Annotated in this window: 20 protein-coding genes; 8 read left to right on the top strand and 12 right to left on the bottom strand. The window is 71.0% G+C overall.

From position 1 onward, the window contains the following. Positions 1-4 precede the first annotated feature (4 nt). The 3 genes from Van01_RS26715 to Van01_RS26705 form a co-directional block, all read right to left on the bottom strand. Entirely contained in the window at positions 5-820 is an 816-nt protein-coding gene (locus Van01_RS26715) for a carbohydrate ABC transporter permease (RefSeq protein ID WP_204013194.1), read from the bottom strand. After that, positions 817-1764, bottom strand: coding sequence for a carbohydrate ABC transporter permease (locus Van01_RS26710; protein ID WP_239099318.1), 948 nt, complete (start codon positions 1762-1764; stop codon positions 817-819). The genes Van01_RS26715 and Van01_RS26710 overlap by 4 nt, the downstream gene beginning before the upstream one ends. Positions 1765-1835: 71 nt before the next feature. After that, entirely contained in the window at positions 1836-3074 is a 1239-nt protein-coding gene (locus Van01_RS26705) for an ABC transporter substrate-binding protein (protein ID WP_239099317.1), read from the bottom strand. Positions 3075-3262: 188 nt separating this feature from the next. Between Van01_RS26705 and Van01_RS26700 the strand changes: the two genes are divergently transcribed. Then, positions 3263-4030 (top strand): FadR/GntR family transcriptional regulator, encoded by a 768-nt coding sequence (locus Van01_RS26700; protein ID WP_239099316.1) that lies wholly within the window; start codon positions 3263-3265, stop codon positions 4028-4030. A gap of 175 nt (positions 4031-4205) precedes the next feature. Here the strand turns inward: Van01_RS26700 and Van01_RS26695 are convergent, their stop codons facing one another. Then, positions 4206-4670, bottom strand: coding sequence for a VOC family protein (locus tag Van01_RS26695; RefSeq protein WP_204013189.1), 465 nt, complete (start codon positions 4668-4670; stop codon positions 4206-4208). Positions 4671-4746: 76 nt separating this feature from the next. Next, on the bottom strand, positions 4747-5529 hold the full coding sequence (locus Van01_RS26690; protein ID WP_204013187.1) for an aminoglycoside adenylyltransferase family protein: 783 nt from the start codon (positions 5527-5529) through the stop codon (positions 4747-4749). A 95-nt stretch (positions 5530-5624) separates the two neighbouring features. Between Van01_RS26690 and Van01_RS26685 the strand changes: the two genes are divergently transcribed. Continuing rightward, positions 5625-6242, top strand: coding sequence for a CG0192-related protein (locus Van01_RS26685; protein ID WP_204013185.1), 618 nt, complete (start codon positions 5625-5627; stop codon positions 6240-6242). Positions 6243-6353: 111 nt separating this feature from the next. Here Van01_RS26685 and sigJ read toward each other — a convergent pair whose 3' ends face one another. The 3 genes from sigJ to Van01_RS26670 all read right to left on the bottom strand — a co-directional run bounded on the left by sigJ (position 6354) and on the right by Van01_RS26670 (position 8478). Next, positions 6354-7235, bottom strand: a complete 882-nt coding sequence (gene sigJ, locus Van01_RS26680; RefSeq protein ID WP_204013183.1) for an RNA polymerase sigma factor SigJ — start codon at positions 7233-7235, stop codon at positions 6354-6356. A 108-nt stretch (positions 7236-7343) separates the two neighbouring features. Next, positions 7344-8360 (bottom strand): CehA/McbA family metallohydrolase, encoded by a 1017-nt coding sequence (locus Van01_RS26675; protein ID WP_204013182.1) that lies wholly within the window; start codon positions 8358-8360, stop codon positions 7344-7346. Further along, complete coding sequence (locus Van01_RS26670; RefSeq protein WP_204013179.1) at positions 8353-8478, bottom strand: CBS domain-containing protein; 126 nt, start codon at positions 8476-8478, stop codon at positions 8353-8355. Before Van01_RS26670 ends, Van01_RS26675 begins: the two co-directional genes overlap by 8 nt. 182 nt (positions 8479-8660) lie before the next feature. Between Van01_RS26670 and Van01_RS26665 the strand changes: the two genes are divergently transcribed. The 4 genes from Van01_RS26665 to Van01_RS26650 are packed head-to-tail and all read left to right on the top strand — an operon-like array spanning position 8661 to position 11980. Further along, positions 8661-9719: a hypothetical protein gene (locus tag Van01_RS26665; protein ID WP_239099315.1), complete on the top strand. Its 1059-nt coding sequence runs from the start codon at positions 8661-8663 to the stop codon at positions 9717-9719. Continuing rightward, a complete protein-coding gene (locus tag Van01_RS26660; protein WP_204013176.1) occupies positions 9716-10171 on the top strand; it encodes an ABA4-like family protein in 456 nt (151 codons plus the stop codon). The genes Van01_RS26665 and Van01_RS26660 overlap by 4 nt, the downstream gene beginning before the upstream one ends. 4 nt (positions 10172-10175) lie before the next feature. Next, entirely contained in the window at positions 10176-11357 is a 1182-nt protein-coding gene (locus Van01_RS26655) for a sensor histidine kinase (protein WP_204013172.1), read from the top strand. Then, a complete protein-coding gene (locus Van01_RS26650) occupies positions 11354-11980 on the top strand; it encodes a response regulator transcription factor (RefSeq protein WP_204013169.1) in 627 nt (208 codons plus the stop codon). Before Van01_RS26655 ends, Van01_RS26650 begins: the two co-directional genes overlap by 4 nt. A gap of 24 nt (positions 11981-12004) precedes the next feature. Here the strand turns inward: Van01_RS26650 and Van01_RS26645 are convergent, their stop codons facing one another. After that, complete coding sequence (locus Van01_RS26645; RefSeq protein ID WP_204013166.1) at positions 12005-12307, bottom strand: MoaD/ThiS family protein; 303 nt, start codon at positions 12305-12307, stop codon at positions 12005-12007. Continuing rightward, positions 12304-13419, bottom strand: coding sequence for a WD40/YVTN/BNR-like repeat-containing protein (locus Van01_RS26640; protein WP_204013163.1), 1116 nt, complete (start codon positions 13417-13419; stop codon positions 12304-12306). The genes Van01_RS26645 and Van01_RS26640 overlap by 4 nt, the downstream gene beginning before the upstream one ends. 240 nt (positions 13420-13659) lie before the next feature. Here Van01_RS26640 and Van01_RS26635 point away from each other — a divergent pair, with 240 nt between their 5' ends. Beyond that, positions 13660-14085, top strand: coding sequence for a hypothetical protein (locus Van01_RS26635; protein ID WP_204013160.1), 426 nt, complete (start codon positions 13660-13662; stop codon positions 14083-14085). A gap of 15 nt (positions 14086-14100) precedes the next feature. Then, a complete protein-coding gene (locus tag Van01_RS26630; protein WP_204013157.1) occupies positions 14101-16698 on the top strand; it encodes a caspase, EACC1-associated type in 2598 nt (865 codons plus the stop codon). Positions 16699-16717: 19 nt separating this feature from the next. Here Van01_RS26630 and Van01_RS26625 read toward each other — a convergent pair whose 3' ends face one another. Both Van01_RS26625 and Van01_RS26620 read right to left on the bottom strand, forming a co-directional pair. Beyond that, the gene (locus Van01_RS26625) at positions 16718-17218 is read right to left on the bottom strand and encodes a hypothetical protein (RefSeq protein WP_204013154.1); all 501 of its coding nucleotides are present in this window, start codon (positions 17216-17218) and stop codon (positions 16718-16720) included. Next, positions 17208-19010: a RyR domain-containing protein gene (locus Van01_RS26620; protein ID WP_204013150.1), complete on the bottom strand. Its 1803-nt coding sequence runs from the start codon at positions 19008-19010 to the stop codon at positions 17208-17210. The genes Van01_RS26625 and Van01_RS26620 overlap by 11 nt, the downstream gene beginning before the upstream one ends. Positions 19011-19078 lie beyond the last annotated feature (68 nt).

The following is a 19078-nucleotide window of genomic DNA, read 5'->3' as shown; positions in this document are numbered from 1 at the left end:
CGCCTCAGCCCTTCGTCGCACCGGCGGTGAGGCCGGAGACGATGTACCTCTGCACGAACAGCGCGATGACCATGATCGGCAGGGTGACCACAGTGGTGGCCGCCATCAGGCCGCCCCAGTCGATGCTGGCGTAGCCGACGAAGTCGAAGATCGCCACGGGCAGGGTCTTGGTGTCCGCGCCGGACAGGACCAGGGCGAACATGAAGTTGTTCCAGGAGAAGATGAAGGACAGGATGCCGGCGGTGGCGATGCCCGGTACGGACAACGGCAACGTGATCCGCCGGAAGGCGCCGATGTGGGTGAGGCCGTCGACGAGCGCCGCCTCCTCCAACTCCTCCGGCAGGCCGTCGAAGAAGCCCATCATGATGTAGACGATCAGCGGCAGCGAGACGAACATGTGGCTCAGGATCAGCACGCTGAAGCCGCCGACCATGCGCAGATTCGAGAAGACGTAGTACCAGGGCACCAGCAGCGAGACGCCGGGAATCACCCGGGCCATGAGCACCACCAGCGCCGACTTGCGCATGTTGAACCGACTCATCGAGTACGCCGCCGGCACGCCGAGCAGCAACGACAACGCGGTCGCCGCGAAGGCCACCCAGAGGCTGTTCACGATGAACTGCACGTAGTTGGCCTGTTGCAGCACCGTGCCGTAGTTGTCCAGGGTCGGCGTGAAGACCAGCGCCTTGGCGGAGTCGTAGATGTCGACGTTGGTCTTGAACGAGGCGGCGACCATCCAGATCAGCGGTGCCACCAGGGAGAGCACCACGACGGTGAGCGCGATGGTGCGGAACACCTTGAACCCGGTGCGTGGCTTCATCGTCCGGCCCCCTTCCGACGTGCGGTGAGCGCCCACATCGAACCGATGATGATCAGGAAGAACAGAATCAGCACCGTCGAGGACAGGCCGTACTCGTTGTAGTCGAAGCTCAGGCCGTAGGCGTACACGTTCAGCGTCTCCACCTCGTGGAACGATCCGCCGCCCCGGCCCTTTGTCGCGTACAGGATGTCGAAGGTCTTCAGCGCGTCAATGCCGCGCAGCAGGATCGCCACGATCACGGTGGGCATCAGCAGCGGCAGGGTGACGTGCCGGAAGCGCTGCCAGGCGCTGGCGCCGTCGATCATCGCGGCCTCCTGCGGCTCGTCGGAAAGCGAGGTCAGGCCGGCGAGCAGGATCAGCACGACCATCGGCGTCCACTGCCAGATGTCGATGAAGATGGTGGTCGGCAACGCGGTGTGCTGTCCGGCGAGCCACGGCTGCGGGCCGATGCCGACCCAGCCCAGCGCCTGGTTGGCCAGGCCGATGTTCGGGTCGAAGATGAGCCGCCACATCATGCCGACCGCGACCGGGGTGGCGACAAGCGGCAACAGGATGGCGACCCGGACCCACTTCTCGCCCCGGAACGGCCGCCACAGCAGCAGCGCGACAGCCATGCCCAGGACCACTTCGAAGAACAACGCGACACCGGTGAACGCCCCGGTACGCGCCACCGCCGGCCAGAACCGGTCGGTGTCGGTGAGCACCTCGACGTAGTTGCCGAAGCCGATGAACTCCGACTCGGCGCGGACGGAACCCGCCGAGTCGGTGAGGCTGAGATAGCCCGTCCAGGCGAGCGGGAAAATGATCAGCGCGGCGACGAAGGCCATGGCCGGGGCCGCGAAGAGCCACTTGCGATGGTCGTTGGCCCAACGCGCCCAGCCGGGCGTGTCGGGCATGACGGAGGCGCCGCGGGGCGCCCTCTCGGGGGCGGTGACTGCTGGCATCGGATCTCCGTGGTGGACAGAGCCGGGCGGGGGTGGCGGGGCGGTCGGCCCCGTCACCCCCGCGCTCGGGCTCAGCGGGCCTCGTCGTCCAGGAACTTCTGGAATCCCTCGTTCGCGGCGTCGGCCGCGGCAGCCGCGTCCTGGCCGGTGATCGCGTCGACGATCGGCTGCCCGACGATCTCCCGGGCCTGCGCCACCCGCTCGACCACCGGCCGGTCGTGACCCACGCCGTTGGCCAGGCTCACCGTGATCGCGTCAGCCATGTCCTTCGGGTAGGTCGCGATGCCTTCCGGGTTCTCCCAGACGGAGGTACGGGCACCCGGCACGCCGGCCTTCTGCTGCGCCAGCGTCTGCTCCTTGCCGGCGGCCCACTCGATGAACTTCCAGGCGTTGCTCTGGTTTTCCGAGGCCTCGTTGACGGCCAGACCCCAGGAGGGGATGTTGTACGGCTTGGAACCGGCCGGCCCGGCGGGGAACGGCGCGAATCCGACGGTCTCGGAGACCTTCGACTTGGCCGGGTCGGTGGCGTTCTTGTAGAGCGAGTTCGCCTCGGTGTAGAAGGCGGCCTGCCCCTGCGTGAAGATGGCCATCGCCTCGGACCAGCTCATGTCGGTGCTGATGTTGGCCGGGCCGTGCTCGCGCAGCAGCCCGCCGTAGTAGGCGTACGCCTGCTTGGCGGCGTCGCTGTTGACGGCGGCCTTGCCGGACGCGTCGACGAAGTCGCCACCGAAGCTGTAGAGGAAGCTGGAGAACTGGGTGACCGCGGCGGCCTTGCCGGTCCGCGACACGAAGCCGGCGACACCCGGGTTGTCCGCCTCGATCTTGGCCGCCTGAGCCTTCAGCTCGTCGAGCGTCTGCGGCGGCGCGGCGAAGCCGGACTTCTCCAGCAGGTCCTTGCGGTAGTAGAGGACCTGCTGTTCGGTGATGATCGGAATGCCTACCACCTTGTCCTCGTAGGTGGTCGCACCCAGCGGCGTCTCCTGGAAGTCGTCCAGGCCGAAGTCGGCGCTCTCCTTGGCCTTGTCCGTCAGGTCGGCGAGGTACTTGTTCTTGGCGAACAGCTGACCTTCCTGCAACGGCCGGTACATCATCACGTCGATGTCGCGGGAGCCCGCGTTGAGCTTGACGTTGTACTGGTCCGAGAGCTGGTCCTCGCCGAGCTGGGTGACCTCGACCTTGAGCCCGGTCGCCTGCTCGAACTCCGGCAGCGCCTTCCGGATGTTCTCGGTCCAGACGTGGTTGACGAGCGTCACCCGCACCGTGTCCGAGGCCCCGCTGTCCTCACCGCCGCCGCAGGCGGACAGGGTCATTGCGGCCACCACCGCCAGAGATGTCCCAATCACTGATCGACGTCCCACGTCCGTCTCTCCTTCTGTCCTGGTCGGCGCATCGGGGGGACGAGCGCGACCTCGGCCGTTTACATCCGCTTAACGTCCGGATGCTAGGCCGAAAAAGCAGACTTAAACAAGTGGTAGACCCAACTGATATGATCCGAGCCGTGGATCTGACCTCCCCGGGGGCCGCGCCCGCCCAGACCGCCCCTGTCGAGGCCGGGCTGCACGGACGCGTCCTCGATCACCTCGGCACCGCCATCTGCGGCGGGGAAATCCCGCCCGGGGCGGTGCTCAACATCGACGACCTGGTCGAGCGCTACGCGGTGTCCCGTTCGGTGATCCGCGAGGTGCTCCGGGTGCTCGCGTCGATGGGGTTCATCGAGACCCGACGGCGGGTCGGCGTCATGATCCGCGCGGCCGGCGCCTGGAACGTCTTCGACCCGCAGGTGATCCGCTGGCGGCTCGCCTCGGCCGGGCGCATCGCCCAGCTCCGCTCGATCACCGAGCTGCGTACCGCGGTCGAACCCCACGCCGCCTGGCTCGCCGCGCACCGGGTCGACCACGACGAGGCGAGCGAACTGGTCGGCCTGGCCGCCAAGATGTGGGCCGCGGGCAAGGCCGGCGACGAGGAGCGCTTCCTCAGCCTGGACATCGAGTTCCACCGCCGGGTGCTACGCGCCTCGGGCAACGAGATGTTCGTCAAGCTCCAGGACCTGGTGGCGGAGGTGCTCACCGGCCGCCACCACTACCACCTCATGCCCCACCACCCGCACGAGCAGGCGTTGCAACTGCACGCCGACGTCGCCCAGTCGATCCAGCGCCGGGACGGCGACGGCGCCCGCCAGGCGATGAAGCAGATCATGGAGCACGCGTTCGACGAGATGGCCTCGATGTGGGAGCAGGAGCGCACCCCAGAGCCACACCCCGCCTGACCCCCACCCCACCCTCCCACCCTCCCACCCTCACGCCCAACCTCGTCGATCATGCAGTTGTGGCACCTGAGAATCTGGACATTCTTCCCATTCCAGGTGCCGCAATTGCATGATCAGCGAAGCGGGCCGGCGGGGTGGAGTGGAGTGGGTCAGGACGACGCGGAGATGTCGGTGGTCAGGCGGCAGTTCGGCCCGGATCGGCGATTCGGGCCTGTTCGGCGAGGATCCCGGTGGCCTGGCCGACCTCGATCAGGTATCCGTCCGGATCCCGCAGATAGCAGCGGATCTCCGCAGCATGGTCCTTCGGTTCGGTCAGGAACTCCCCGCCACGGGCCCGCCACTGCTCGTAGACCGCGTGCACGTCGGTCACCCGAATGTTGATCGCGCCGCTGAGGGTGTTCGAGTCCGTTGGGGCCTGGGCTCGTACGGTCGGCTTGTCGTCGGTGGGGCCACCCTCGTCGTTGAGCACGATGTAACTGTTGTGCAGGCGCAGGACGGCCGGATTGAGCTCGCGCACCACAGTCGCGCCCAGGACTCCCCGGTAGAACTCCCGGGAGCGGTTGACGTCACGCACGATCAGCAGGTGGGTGAGGACCATGCCACCCTCGGGCTGGAAGTAGTCCGGCGCCTCGTCGGCCATCTCGGCTCCCTCGTCGAAAGCCGGCGCCTACCCGCCGAGCACGCCCGCACACCTGCCCGCTGTCAGGTTCTCCCGATCACCCGCGAGCCACCGCCTCACCGGGGCGCACGGCCCGTTCGAGGTGGCGCAGCACCTCGTCGACGTGTGGGCGGACCTGGGCCAGCAGGGTCTCGCTCCAGCGTTCCTGCTCGTAGCGGCAGTCCAGGTACAACTGGCGGGCGTGGGCCAGGACCGGCCGGTGTTCCGGAGGCAGGCGGGCCAGGGCCCAGTCGGCTGCGGCGTCCTTAGCACGGATCTGCCCGGTGGCCACGGTGAACCAGACGCGGGCGAGGGTGAGCAGCACGTTGCGGGTGTCACCGTCGAGGTCGTCCAGCAGTCCCGGTACGCCGGCCAAGCTCGCCCGCACCACATCGGCTCGGGGCACCGGCGCCAGCACCCGCGCCGGAGGCGGTCCGACCAAAGGGTGATCGCCGGCACGGGCCGCCGTGGCCAACAGCGCCAGGTCCGCCATCGTCTCCGGTTGCGGAACCACACCGGACAGGTACGCCTCGCGTAGCCACTCGCCGTACTGGAAGTCCACAGTGGGCGGGAAGCGCCACGGCCGCACCTCGGTGCCGACGACAACTGTCAACTCGACCGGACGGGCCCGGTGCACCGCACCGGAGGTGGCCAGCAGGCCGTCCAGCAGCCGCCGCCGCTCCCGGTCGGTCAGGCTGCCGGCCGCGACGACGAGCACGTCGATGTCGCTGGCGGGCCGCAGTCCACCGAACACGGCCGAGCCGTGCAGGTAGGCGCCGACGAGCCGGTCGCCGAGCACCGCCCCGACGAGTTCGGTGAGCTCCCGGAGCTGGTCCGTCATCGGCCGAGTCTGCGCCCGGTCCGAGCGCCGACGCCACCGTTTTCCAGCCGGCCCGTGGGCGGCCGTCTGGTCCCGATGTGCGTACGATGCGGCACATGGCGTTGTTGCACCGAGCAGACATCCGTCCCGCCAAGCTGGACCTGTTGGCGACCTGGCTGCCGACCCGCGACTGGTACGCGGGCGGCGGCGACGTGACGCGCGTGGCCGCGTACCGGTTCGACGATCCGGCCGGCCAGGTGGGCATCGAGACGCTCCTGGTCCGGGGCGGTGACGGGCCGGTGCACCAGGTGCCGCTGACCTACCGTGGGGCACCCTTGGACGGTGCCGACGAGTGGCTGGTCGGCACCACCGAGCACTCGGTACTGGGCCGCCGCTGGGTCTACGACGCGGTGGGTGACCCGGTGTACGCGGCTGCCCTGGCCGCCACGATCCTGGCCGGCACCGCTCAGGCCGAGGAATACTTCGAGGTCGACGGCCGGCGGGAGGTGCGCCCACCCAGCATGGACATCACAAGCGACACCCCCGCCGCCGACGCGCCCCCGGTCGGGGCGGTGCGTCAGGTGGTCGACGGCGACCCGACGCTCATCGTCACCGACGCCGTCGAGCTGGGGGTGATCCGCCGCCCCGGATCCACCGCCGCCCCGGCCGTCGCCACGCTCACCGGCACCTGGGACGACATCCGCGCGCCACTGGCGTACGCCGCGCCGCGCTGATCCGCCGCGGGCGCAGCGCACGGCTGCGCCCCGACCCGGCCGGTCGAGGCGCCGGGCCGTCGGAGCGCCGTGCCGGACGGACACCTCAGCCTGTCGGGTGCCGGTCGGCGATCACGTGAAGGCGGAGAGGTCGAAGGTGGCCAGGCGATCCGGGTCGGCGAGCACATCGATCTCGGCGATACGCCCGTCGCGGACACCGAACGCCATCACCGACAACGGGCGACCCGACGCCATGACCACCACCCCGGCAGCGCCGTTGATCACCGCGTGGCGGGCGAACGGCGAGAACCGGCCGAAGGTCGTGGCCTGGGCGGCCACCGCCCGCGCGCTGGTGATCACGGTGGTGTGGCGGGTGCGGGTGGCGCCGCCGTCGGACCGCAGCACCACGTCCGGATGCAACACGGCGACGAGCCCGTCGATGTCGCCGTCGCGGGCGGCGGCGAGGAACGCGCTGACGACCACGCGCTGACGGGCCAGGTCGGTGTCGGCCGGCGGCGCCTGGCCGCGTACCCGCCGGCGGGCCCGGCTGGCCAACTGTCGGGTGGTCACCGGCGTCCTGTCGATCATCGAGGCGATCTCGTCGAAGGGCACCCCGAACATGTCGTGCAGCACGAACGCCAGGCGTTCGGCGGGGCTCAGCGTGTCGAGCACCACAAGCAGCGCCAGTCCCACCGAATCGGCGAGCACGGCGGCGTGCTCGGGGTCGTCGGGTCCGGCGGGCGTGATCACCGGGTCGGGTACCCGGATGTCCAACGGCTCCTCGCGCCGCCGCTGCCGGGTACGCAGGATGTTCAGGCACACCCGAGCGACGACAGTGGTCAGCCAGGCGGCGAGATTGTCCACCTCGTCGGAGTCGGCGCGGGACAGCCGGAGCCACGTCTCCTGCACCGCGTCCTCCGCCTCGCCGAGCGACCCGAGCATCCGGTAGGCCACCGCATGCAGGTACGGCCGCTGCTGCTCGAACCGATCGGCCAACCAGGCGGGCTCCCGCATCGCCACTCCCCTTCCCCTGAACCCCTCACTCCCTCGACCCCGGCCGGACCCTGGATGTGACCGGGTCGCGCTGCCCGGCGTCGGCGACGCCGCGCCACCTGACACCGGTCAGGTCAGGATCACGGGGTTGGTCAGGGCCGCCATCTGCCGGTCCGGATGGCGCACCTCGGCCCGGACGAAGCCGCCGTCCCGCGCCGTGGTGCGCCAACGGATCGTGCCCGCGCCGTCCCCGGGCAGTCGCTCGCGGAGCACGGTGCCGCGTTCGGTGTGCAGGCTGACGGTGCCGGACGGCACCCCGGCCACCCGCACCCGCACCTCGATCGGCTCGCCGCCGGAGTCCAGGCGCTCACCGACGCCGACAGCGCGGCCACCTGTCGCGGCGGTGAGCACCAGGTCGACGGCGGTGGAGCCGGCGATCCAGCTCCGGCCGGCGCGCAGGCCGGCGAGGACCGCGTCGACGCTCAACTCCTCGGCGTGGACCACCGTGTGCGGTGTGCCGAGCTGACCTGCGAGGTGGGCGTCGCTGTTGCCGACCGCCGGCCACCACCGTCCCTGATGGATGTCGTGGCCGAGGTTGCGCCCCCACTCGGCCAGCGCCGCCTCGTTGTCGGCGTTCCACGGCAGGTCCGAGCGCCACTGTCCGTTCCACACCTCCACCGCGTCGAAGCACCGGTACGGGTAGGCCAGGGTCCCGGACTCGTACGGCGCGTACGGGTGCGCGGCCACGCAGAGCCCGCCTGATGCGCGTACCTGGGCCAACCGGTGCTCGATGGCATCGTCGCGCACGCCGTACCGCCACTCGACCTGGTGTCCGGGTTCCAGGCCGAGGGCGAGCCAGTGCCCGGTGTGGGTGGTGACCTCCTGACCGAGGATCACCAGCAGGTCGTCGCCCGCGTACCGGCTCCAGTCACCGTGCCCGGCCGAGGTGTTGTGCTCGGTGGTGGCGACGAAGTGCAGCCCGATCTCCCGGGCGGCGGCGGCTAGCTGCCCTGGGGAGAGTTCACCGCCTGCGGAGAGCACCGTGTGCAGGTGGACGTCGCCCCGGTACCAGCCGGGCCCCCGGCCCGCCACCTGCCGGGCCGGGTACTCCGCCGCGTCGGAATGCCGGAGTCGCTCGTCAGTCACGCGAGGGCCGCAGCTCGTCGACCACCTCGCGGTACGAGGTGTCGGGCCGCACCGACAGGACGTCGCGGGTCATCACGTCGCCGACCGTCCAGTGCGTCGTCTTCTTCAGGGTGGTCATCGTCGCCTCCTCACCCCGCCAGGCTGCCACCGCCCCCGCGCCACCGACAGAGGCGTAGGGCCCTGCTCACAGGGGCCGTTGCCGGTCTCCTACCCAGGGAGGAGACGGCCACCCACCACCGGCCGCGATCGGGGCCCGAGGTCGGGCGACGGCCGGCCGTACGCCGACAAGCATCTACAGGCATGACTGACAACCTGTCGCGGCGGGCGTACTGGCACCGCCCCCTGATGGTCTTCGTGGCGGCGATGGCGGTGCTGGCCGTCGTCTGCGCGGTCGGCATCGTCGCCGACCAGCGGGTCCTGACCGGCGCGCCGATCTGGCTCAAGCCGTTCAAGTTCTCGGTGTCCTTCGTGCTGTACGGCGGCACCCTGGTCTGGCTGCTCTCCCTGCTGCGTCGTCGCAGCCGGATCGCGGAGTGGGCGGTCACCGTGGTGGTAGCCATGGGTGTGGTGGAGATGAGCATCATCGTCGGGCAGGTGGTACGCGGCACCACCAGCCACTACAACGAGACCACCCCGTTCAACGCCGTACTGTGGCAGCTGATGGGTGCAGCGATCATGGTGTTGTTCGTCGCGCACGTCGTCATCGGCGTCGCGGTGCTGCGCCAGCCGATCGCCGACCGGGCCGGCCGGTACGCGATCGGTCTGGGGCTCGCGCTGGCCGCGCTCGGCATGCTGGTGGCGGTGCCGATGACGCTGCCGGATCAGGCTCCCGTCATGGAGGGCATCGCCGGGGCGCACAGTGTCGGCGTGGCCGACGGTGGGCCGGGGCTGCCGCTTGTCGGCTGGAGCACGACAGGTGGAGACCTGCGGATCGGGCACTTCGTCGGGCTGCACGGGATGCAGGTGCTGCCGATCCTGGCGTTGCTGCTCAGCCGGTTCGCCGGTGGCTGGCTGGACGCGCGTACGCGGGCGCGGCTGCTGCTCGTGGTGGGTGTCAGCTACGGCGCTTCGACGGTGCTGCTGACCTGGCAGGCGCTGCGCGGGCAGCCGTTGCTGCGCCCGGACACGCTCACCCTGGCCGCCGTCGCGGGGCTGGCGATCGTGACCGTCGCCGCTGCCGGCGGCGTGCTGGCAGCACGTAGGGTGCCGACAGCCGGAGCCGAACACCAGTCGGCTCCGGGTGAGCAGCACCGGTCGGGTTCGGGTGAGCAGCGTTCGGCGGGGCCGGGGGTGGCGCGGTCAGCGGGACCGCACGACGACGGGGTCGAGGGTGACGCGCGGGCGGAGGTGACCGCGTGAGCGCCACGTTGTTCACGCTTACCTTCGCGGTGGCGGCACCCTTCTGGGCGCTGATGATCCTGCTGCCGAACTGGACGGTCACCCAGCGGATCATCCGGTCGCCGCTGATCGTGATGCCGGTCGTGGTGATCTACGCGATCCTGGTGGTTCCGGCGTTCGGTGAGGTCCTGCCGGCAGTGGTGGACCCCACCCTGGACGGCGTACGGGAGTTGCTCGGCGGTGCCGACGGCGCGGCGGCGGCCTGGGCACACATGATCGCCTTCGACCTGTTCGTCGGTCGTTGGGCCTGGCTCGACAGCCGGGAACGGGTGGTCCCGTCGCTGGTGATGGCGCCGGTGCTGCTCCTGACGATCCTGCTGGGTCCGCTCGGCCTGGCGGCCTATCTGGTCGTTCGCACCAGATGGGCCGGCCCGTCGGCCACTTCTGGCCTCGACGAGCAGCGCCTAGGCTGAGGCCGTGGGCTGGTTGGGGCGGCTGTTCGACGCGCGCGACAGCCTCGCGCGGATGGTGCTGCTCATCCTGTCGGGCCTGGGCTATCTGTTCGTCGGCGCCCAGGTCGCGCCGACGAACACCCAGTTGATCCTCGCGGTGCTCGCCTTCGCGGCCGGGTTGTCGCTGCACCACCGGCCACATGTCAACCTGCTGGCACAGACGATACTGCTGGCGGTGGCGATCTGGCTGGTCGACGACTTCACGATCAACCAGGTGGGGGCCAGCTGGGCGCTGCTCGAACTGACGATGGTCGCCCGCCGAGGGCGGACCATCTGGCTGGCGGCGGGGCTGCTGGCCATTGTCGACCTGACCGACTCGATAGGTGATCCGCTGCCGCGGCTGCTCTCCGGTGTGTTCGGGCTGCTCCCGGAGGTCGGTGTACCGCTGCTGCTCGGACTTGTCATCCGGACCACCCGGGAACTCGGTCAGCAGTCGCGGCGGCGGGCCGAGGAGGAGCAACGGCGACGCGAGTCGGAGGGTCGGGCCGCGCGCGCCGACGAACGCAGCGCCATCGCCCGGGAGTTGCACGACGTGGTCGCGCACCACGTCGCGTCGATGGTGCTGCGGGTCGGGGTGGCCCGGCACGTCCTGACCGACCTGGACCCCCGGGTGAGCGCGGTCTTCGACGACGTGCACGGCACCGGCACCGCCGCCCTCGCCGACCTGCGCCGGCTGGTCGCGGTGCTGCGTGACCCCGACGGCGTACGCGGCGACGCCGCGCTGACCGCCATCGAACCGTCCGCGCTGCCGGCCGCGCTCGGCGGCGCGGTGGACCGGGCCCGTCAGGCGGGTGTCACGGTGGTCGCCGACATCGACCCGGCGGTCGGGACCCTCGACGCGGTACGCGGCCTCGCGGTGCTGCGGCTCAGCCAGGAGGCGCTGACGAACGTGGCAAAGCACGCCGGTGCGGACGCGGTGGCGCACCTGTCGGTGAGCGTGGTCAACGGCGCGGTCCACTGGGAGGTGACCGACGACGGGCGTGGCTGGCTGCCGGTCACCGTGCCGGCCGGCGGTGGTCACGGCATCACCGGCATGCGGGAACGGGTGGAGGTGCTCGGCGGCCGGTTGACCGCCGGCCCGACCGGCACGGGGTGGCGGGTCGCCACCGTGCTGCCCGCCCTCCACCGGGCGACGGAGCGCGCGTGATCCGGGTGCTGCTGGTCGACGACCAGCAGCTCATCCGGGCCGGTCTGCGCATGCTCTGCGAGGCTCAGCCCGACATCGAGGTCGTGGGTGAGGCCGACAACGGCCGCGACGCCATCGCGCTCGCCGCCCGGCTGGTGCCCGACGTCGTGGTGATGGACCTGCGCATGCCGGGCGTCGACGGGATCTCCGCGACCACCCGGATCCTCGCCGACCGGCCCGGTGCCCGCGTCCTGGTGCTCACCACGTTCGGCGACGACGACCACCTCTACCCGGCGTTGACGGCCGGTGCCTGCGGGTTCCTGCTCAAGGACGCACCGCCGACGGATCTGCTGGACGGGGTGCGCCGCGCCGCGGCCGGCGACAGCCCGTTCAGCCAGGAGGTGCTGCGGCGGTTGGTGGACCGCGCGGTGCACGCCCGGACCGGGACGCCGTCGCCGGTCGCCGGGCTGACCGCCCGGGAGCAGCAGGTGCTGGACCTGGTCGCCGACGGGCTGTCCAACGGTGAAATCGCCGAGCGGCTCCACATCGGTGTCACCACCGTCAAGTCCCACATCACCAGCCTGATGACCAAGACGGACAGCCCCAACCGGGTGCGTCTGGCGCTGTTCGCCCGCGGCGTCTGACCGCGCCCACCGCCCGGCGCCGCGCTATCCCCCGGCCATCGCGCCGAGGACGATGAACGGCTCCTCGCCCGCAGCGACCCGGTCGGGCAGGGGCGTGTCGGGTGAGCTGTTGGACAGGTCCTCCTCGCAGGCGTAGAAGCGGACGAAGGCGCGGCGCGTGCCGCTGTGCCGGTCCCGGATGGTGCCGAGCAGCATCGGGTAGCGGGCCTCGATGGCGTCGAGCACCAGGCGCTGGGTGGCCGGCCCGGGGCCGGCCACCTCGACACGCACCTCACCGGTCACCCCGGCGAGGGTCTTCAGGTGAGCCGGGAGGACGACCCGGATCACGGCAGGACCTGGACTTCCACCGAAAGCACGGGCGGCAGGTCCCGGACGATCGGCGCCCAGCTGTCGCCGCCGTCGGCGGAGCGGTAGACCTGGCCACCGGAGGTGCCGAAGTAGATGCCGCAGGGGTCGAGCGTGTCGACGGCCATCGCGTCGCGCAGGACGTTGACGTAGCAGTCCGCCTGCGGCAGCCCGTCGGTCAACGGCTCCCACTCGTCCCCGCCGGTCCGGCTGCGGTAGACGCGCAGCTTGCCCTCCGGCGGGTAGTGCTCGGAGTCGCTCTTGATCGGCACCACGTAGATGGTCTCCGGCTCGTGGGCGTGCACCGCGATCGGGAAGCCGAAGTCGGACGGCAGGTTGCCGCTCACCTCGCGCCAGTTCGCCCCGGCGTCGTCGCTGCGCATGACGTCCCAGTGCTTCTGCATGAACAGGGTGTCCGGGCGCGACGGGTGCTGGGTGATGTGGTGCACGCAGTGGCCGACCTCGGAGTCCTGGTCGGGAATCTCGCCCGAACGCAGCCCCTTGTTGATCGGCAGCCAGCTGGTGCCGCCGTCGTCGCTGCGGAACGCGCCGGCCGCCGAGATGGCTGTGTAGATCCGACCCTGGTGGACCGGGTCCAGGATGATCGTGTGCAGGCACAGGCCACCGGCCCCGGGTTGCCAGGACGGCCCGCTCGGGTGGGTGCGCAGGGCGGTCAGCTCGGTCCACTTGCCGCCGCCGTCGTTCGACACGTAGAGCGCCGCGTCCTCAGCGCCCGCGTAGACGGTGTCCGGGTCGTCGCGGGACGGTTCGAGGTGCCAGATGCGTTTGAACTCCCACGGCCGCGGCGTTCCGTCGTACCAGAGGTGGTCGCCGACGTCACCTGCGTAGGCGAAGTCGTTGTCGACTGTGGTCCAGGTCCGCCCGCCGTCGTCGGAGCGCTGGATCAGCTGCCCGAACCAGCCGCCGGACTGGGAGGCGTAGAGCCGGTCCGGGGCGGCCGGCGACCCGGTGAGGTGGTAGATCTCCCAGCCACCGAAGTGCGGCCCGTCGACAGTCCAGTTGTCGCGCCTGCCGTCGGCGGTCAGGATGAACGCGCCTTTTCGCGTCCCTACCAGCACGCGTACACCACTCATATTGGTTCCTCTCGCCCTCGTCGGGCCGGCGGGCCGGCTCGACGGCCCCCGGCACCTACATGGATCGGTCCTGGTCGGTCTACTCCCCAGGTACGACGAATTGGCATCAGCGAAACGGACAGCAACCGGCGCCTGTCAGAATCACACAGCTTCTGTCGGATGCCCGTCACATCCGGCCCTGACCCGTATCCCGCCGTGGCGGCCCTTGCACCGCGTAGTGCCACCGACCACGATGGGATCATGATCGATGGATTGATCTTGCAGGTCGCGTCGGACGGGCCGGTCAGCGACGAGGAACTGGCCGAGCAGGCACGCCACCTCAAGGACCACCTGAACCAGCTTCCGGGTGTCGAGGCCAACGAGTTGACCGCGGAGGCCGCGCCGGGCACCCGGGACACCGCGAGCTACATCTTCGGGGTGATCGCCCTCGCCGTGTTCACCGTGCCCACGGTCAAGCGGGCGGCGGCGGACATCCGGCACCTGGCCGAGGTCATCAAGCGCTTTCAGGACCGCAACAAGGGCAAGCGGCTACGCATGACCCTCCCCGACGGCACCGAGATCGACGTCCGGGACGTGTCGGAGAAGACCCTGGCCGAGCTGATCAAGTCGGTGTCGGTGCCCCGGCAGGGTACGGCGGCCGTACCCGAGAAGGTCGACGGTGACTGACCGGGCAGGTTCACCGTGAAGCGGGCGCTGCTGGTCGGGGTGGGCAGCTACGCAAACGAGGCGCTGCCCGCCCTCGACTCCCCCGCCAGCGACCTGAAGGCCTGGGCCCGGCTGCTGCGGGATCCGACGCTCGGCGCCTTCGACGACGTACGCGATCTCCTGGACGCCGACTCGCACCGCCTCCAGCTCACCCTCTACGACTTTCTGACAAGCGCCGATCGGCACGACTTCCTGCTCGTCTACTACTCCGGCCACGGGCGGCTGCACCACGATCACCGGCTCTACCTCACCGCCACCGACACCGACCCGGACCGGCTCCCACCCACCTCGGTGCCCACCGACGAGTTCCGCCACTGGGTCGACGAGTGCCGCGCCGGTGAACTGGTGCTGATCCTCGACTGCTGCCACGCGGGCGCCTTCGGCGACCTCAAACAGCGCGGCGACCGCAGTCGGATCGTCGTGGTCTCCGCCGGGGCGACCGAGCTGGCCCACGAGGGTGACGGCCACAAGCAGCACGCGCTGCCGTCGGCGTTCTCCGGTCCGTTCCTGGAAGGACTGCGCACCGGCGGCGCCGACCGGGACGGCAACGGGATCATCAGCGTGCGGGAGGCGTTCGAGTACGCGGCCGTGCGTATGGTCGATCGGGAACGCCGGCAGACACCCCAGATGCGCGCCGCCGGGGTCGGGGACCTCATCCTCAGCAACGCGCCGCGTCGGCCCGAGTTGATCCCGGAGGAGCTGCTGGCGCTCACCCGCAGCCGGCTGGCGGCAGCACGGGTGCTGGCCGTGGACGAGCTGAGCAACTGGGCGTACGGCCACCAGCGCAGCCGGGAACAGCTGGTCGCCGCCTTCGAGACGCTGGAGAGCCTGGAGCGGGATCCGGCGGAGCGGGTGGCCGAGCGCGCCCGGCAGGCCCTCTCGGGCCGGCTGCGGGTGACCCGGGCCGAGGTGACCGAGGATCCCGGGCCACCGGAACCGCTGGGCGAGCCGGGCTGGGCGGCCGGCAGCACCTTCTACGAGGTGAACGTCCGGTTCTTCTACGACTCCGACGGTGACGGCCACGGTGACCTGCGGGGTGTCACCGAGAAGCTGGACTACCTGCGCCGCCTCGGGGTCGACTGCCTGCTGCTCAACCCGATCATGGCGGCCCCGTCGCCTGTGGACGGTCGGGCGGCGGCCGACTTCGAGGCGATCGACGAGGGCCTCGGCGCGCCGTCGCACCTGCTGGAGTTGCTCAGCCTGGCCCACCGGCAGGGGCTGCGGGTGGTGCTGGACCTGGTCCTCAACCACACCAGCGACAAGCACAAGTGGTTCCAGGCCTCCCGCAGCGACCCGACCGGACCGTACGGCGACTTCTACGTCTGGAGCGACAGCGGCGAGGGCTACGCCGAGGCCGACGACCCACTCGGCAGCCACGGCGCGGGGTGGACCTACGACACCCGCCGCCGCCAGTACTACTGGCACCGTTACAGCCGGTCCGAGCCGGACCTGAACTACGACGCGCCCGAGGTACGCGCGGCGATGCGCGACGTGATGGCCTTCTGGCTCCGCCAGGGCGTCGACGGGCTACGCCTGCTCACCGTCCCGTACCTGTTCGAGCGCAGCGGCACCTCCAGCAAAGGGCTCGACGAGACCCACGGCTACCTACGCGAGCTGCGGTCCTGGTTGGATGCGACGTACCCGGGCCGGATCCTGATCGCCTGGAGCGAGGACTGGCCGGAGGGGGCCGGCGCCTACTTCGGCACCGCCGAGCACCCCGAGTGCCATCTGGTGATGTACGCCTCGCTGATGCCGAGCCTGCTGCTGGCCATGCGGCGGGAGGCACACCGGCCGGTGTCCCGGGTGCTGGCGCAGATGGGCGACCAGCCGGCCGACCGGCACTGGGCGGTGTTCCTGCGCAACGGCGATGAGATGTCGCTGGGTCTGCTGCACGAACGGGAACGCGACGACCTGCTGCACGCGTACGCGCCGCTGGCCCGGATGCGGGGCGCGACAGGGATCCGGCGCCGCACGGCGACCCTGCTCAACGACGACCGGGGGCAGCTGGAACTCGCCTTCGCCCTGCTGCTGTCGATGCCCGGCGTGCCGGTGCTGTACTACGGCGACGAGATCGGCATGGGCGAGAACCTGGCGCTACCGGGCCATCTGGCGTTCAACACGCCGATGCAGTGGGCGCCGGACCGCAACGGCGGCTTCTCGGTGGCCCAGCCGGAGAACCTGCCGGCTCCCCCGATCCACGAGTCGATCTACGGCTACATGGCGGTGAACGTGGAGAACCAGCTCCGCTCGCGGTCGTCGCTGCTGCACGTGGTCGAGAAGCTGATCGAGACCCGGCACGCCTGGCCGGCGTTCTCCCGACCCGGCTGCCGGATCGTCCGCTCCACCAACCCGGCCGTGCTGGCGTTCCTGCGCGGTGAGTCCGGCGACGAGGTGCTCTGCCTGTTCAACTTCTCCCGCTACCCGCAGACCACGACGCTCGACCTGGCCTCACACGTCGGTCGCCGGCCACGGGAGCTGATGGGCGGAGCTGAGTTCCCGCGGGTGCCGGACTCGGGCGAGTACGACCTCGGCGTCGCCGGTCACGGCGTCTTCTGGCTGTCGGTGGCCGGGTAGGGCGTCGGACAGCTCGGGACTAGCGAGTCCGCCGCGCGTCGGCGGGCCAGATGACTGTGGTGGGGATGCCCCGCTCGCGGGCCCAGCCGACGGTCCGGTCGGTCGACGCGTCGTGGCAGCCCGGCTTGCCGTCCCAGACCGCCAGCAGCTGCTGCACCCGCAGCAGCAGTTCCCGGTTGGCGGCCACGTAGGCGGCGGTGCCGGAGATGCGGTGGCCGGTGTGCAGGACCCGGGTGGCGCTGGCCAGCAGCTCGTCGAAGGTGCCCCGGGCAGCCGGGGCGATGGTGTCCCGGTAGTCGGGGGCCGGCAGGATCACCTCGTACGTGCCGCCGCCGTCCAGCACCGCGCGGGCGAAGATCTGGTCGGTACCCGCCGCCAGGCAGGTGACCCCGTGCACCGGCCGGTCGCTGATCCGGCGCAGTTCGATCCGAATCGCCTCGGCGACCAGCCGTTCGGTGGCCGGGGTCAGGTTGATGTGCCCGGTGACCCCGACCCGGACCGGTTCCCGTTCAGGCGGCATCGGCCGCTCCCTCCCGCTGGACGGGTACCGCGGGACTCAACCGGATCAACTCGAATCCGCTGTCGGACAGCACATCGGGCAAGGCCCGGATCTCCTCCCGGTTCTGTTCCTTCGCTGCCGGTGGCAGCTCGTCCCACGGTCGCAGCAGATGATGCCGGCGCCGGACGTCGTCGCGCGGCTCACCGTACGTCCACCCCTCGGAGCGCCGCTCCCGGCACCACCGCTCGTGTTCCAGCCGGGCCAGTTGCTCGATCCGGTCGTCGATGGCCCGGCCGGCGGCCGAGGCGTCACCGGCACCGCCCTGCCGGGGAGCCACCACGCAGCCCAGGTTCAGCAGTTTGGCGGCGATGTCCTGGACGTGGCTGCGGTTGGCGCGGCGCAGCGACTCCGGCAGCCGGGACCAGGGCACCATGGCCGGCGCGTCGCCGAGGCGCACGCCGGCCCGCTGCTGGGCGTGCAGGTACCGCCTGTGGATCTGCTGGGCGAGTCGTTCGGTGAGGTCCTCGGCGATCAGCCGGGCGTCGCAGGCCTGCGTCAGCACCGGGTACAGCCGCAGCTTGCCGTGCACCTCGTCGAGCAGGTCGTGGCGGGCGTCGCCGTGGAACGCGGCGGCGAGCGCCGCCTGCCGGTAGACCGGCACGAAGACGATGCTGCGCGCCCCGCGCCAGAGCGCCGGGGTGTCCAGCGCGAAGCGCAGGCCGCTGATCTCGTCGGTGGCGCAGATGTAGATGCGGTCGTAGCTGCCGGGGGCGAACTGGTCCAACCCGATCAGCCCGTCGATGTCGCGGTCGTACCCGGCGAGCCGGCAGACGTCGTTCAGGAACGGATAGCGGGAGGTGGCCAGGGCGAGTTCGGCGCGGGCGTCCGGTGCCACCACGTCCACCCGCAGCCGGCGGTCGGGCCCACCCTGGTCGGCCTGGTACGCCCGCCAGTGCCGGGCGGTCTCCACCAGCAAGGCCCGGCGGAAGCTGCCGTCACCGGCGATGAGCACTGTCGTCGGCCGGTCCGGCGCCGACGGCAACGGATGGTGCCGGTGCAGCGCCCGGGCGGCGATGTCGTCCACGTGGAAGTAGTCCAACCGCAGCCGGCTGGACCCGGCGGCACCGAGCCGCCGGGCCTGCAACGACAGGCACATCTCCGGGTCGTGGACCTGCACGTACACCCGGGGCGGGTGCCGCCGGTCCTGGATCAGCCGGTTGGCGGTGTTGGCGATGGCGTGGTTGCGGTCGTCGTCGTCGGTACAGGCGTAGACGGTGTGTGCCCGGGGCAGGCCGGCACCCCGCAGCACCTCCTCGTTCGTCGGGTCGCCGACCACGCCGAGGTAGCGGCGTCGCCGGTACTCCAGGGGCCCGAACGCTTCGGAGCGGACGACGACCACCCGGCCGCCGTCGGCGTGCAGCCGGTCGGCCAGCATGTGCGCGAACTGCGAGTCGCCGCAGACGACGGCGTGGCCACTGGCCCGGCGGGCCCGCCGCCGCCGGATCTCCGCGGCCAGCAGCAGCCGACCGGCCTCGGCCACCGCCAGCAGGGTGAACAGTGGAGCCATGAACCGGGCCACCTGCAACTGCCAGGGATAGGGGCCCGGCTCCTCGAAGAGTTCGGCGCTGAGGAAGAACAGTTGCAGGTCGTAGTAGAGGATGTCGTACCGGTCCGCGATGGCGTCGGGCCGTACCCGCGACAGGCGTTCCAGTCCGATGTAGCCGAGCACCGAGGCGACCAGGCCGATCACCCCGAAGACGACCCGCAGCCACCACGCGGCGGGACGGGCCGCACCGGGGGCCGGCTGGGTCATCGCACCAGCCACCGGACTACGACCATGCGCGCCATGCTATTGGACAAAGTCGATCACCAGGGCCTGCG

The sequence above is a fragment of the Micromonospora andamanensis genome (assembly GCF_016863495.1).
In the GTDB taxonomy this organism is placed as follows: Bacteria; Actinomycetota; Actinomycetes; order Mycobacteriales; family Micromonosporaceae; genus Micromonospora; species Micromonospora andamanensis.
The sequence above is the reverse complement of the archived record's forward strand: the minus strand, read 5'-3'. Positions and strand labels throughout refer to the sequence as shown.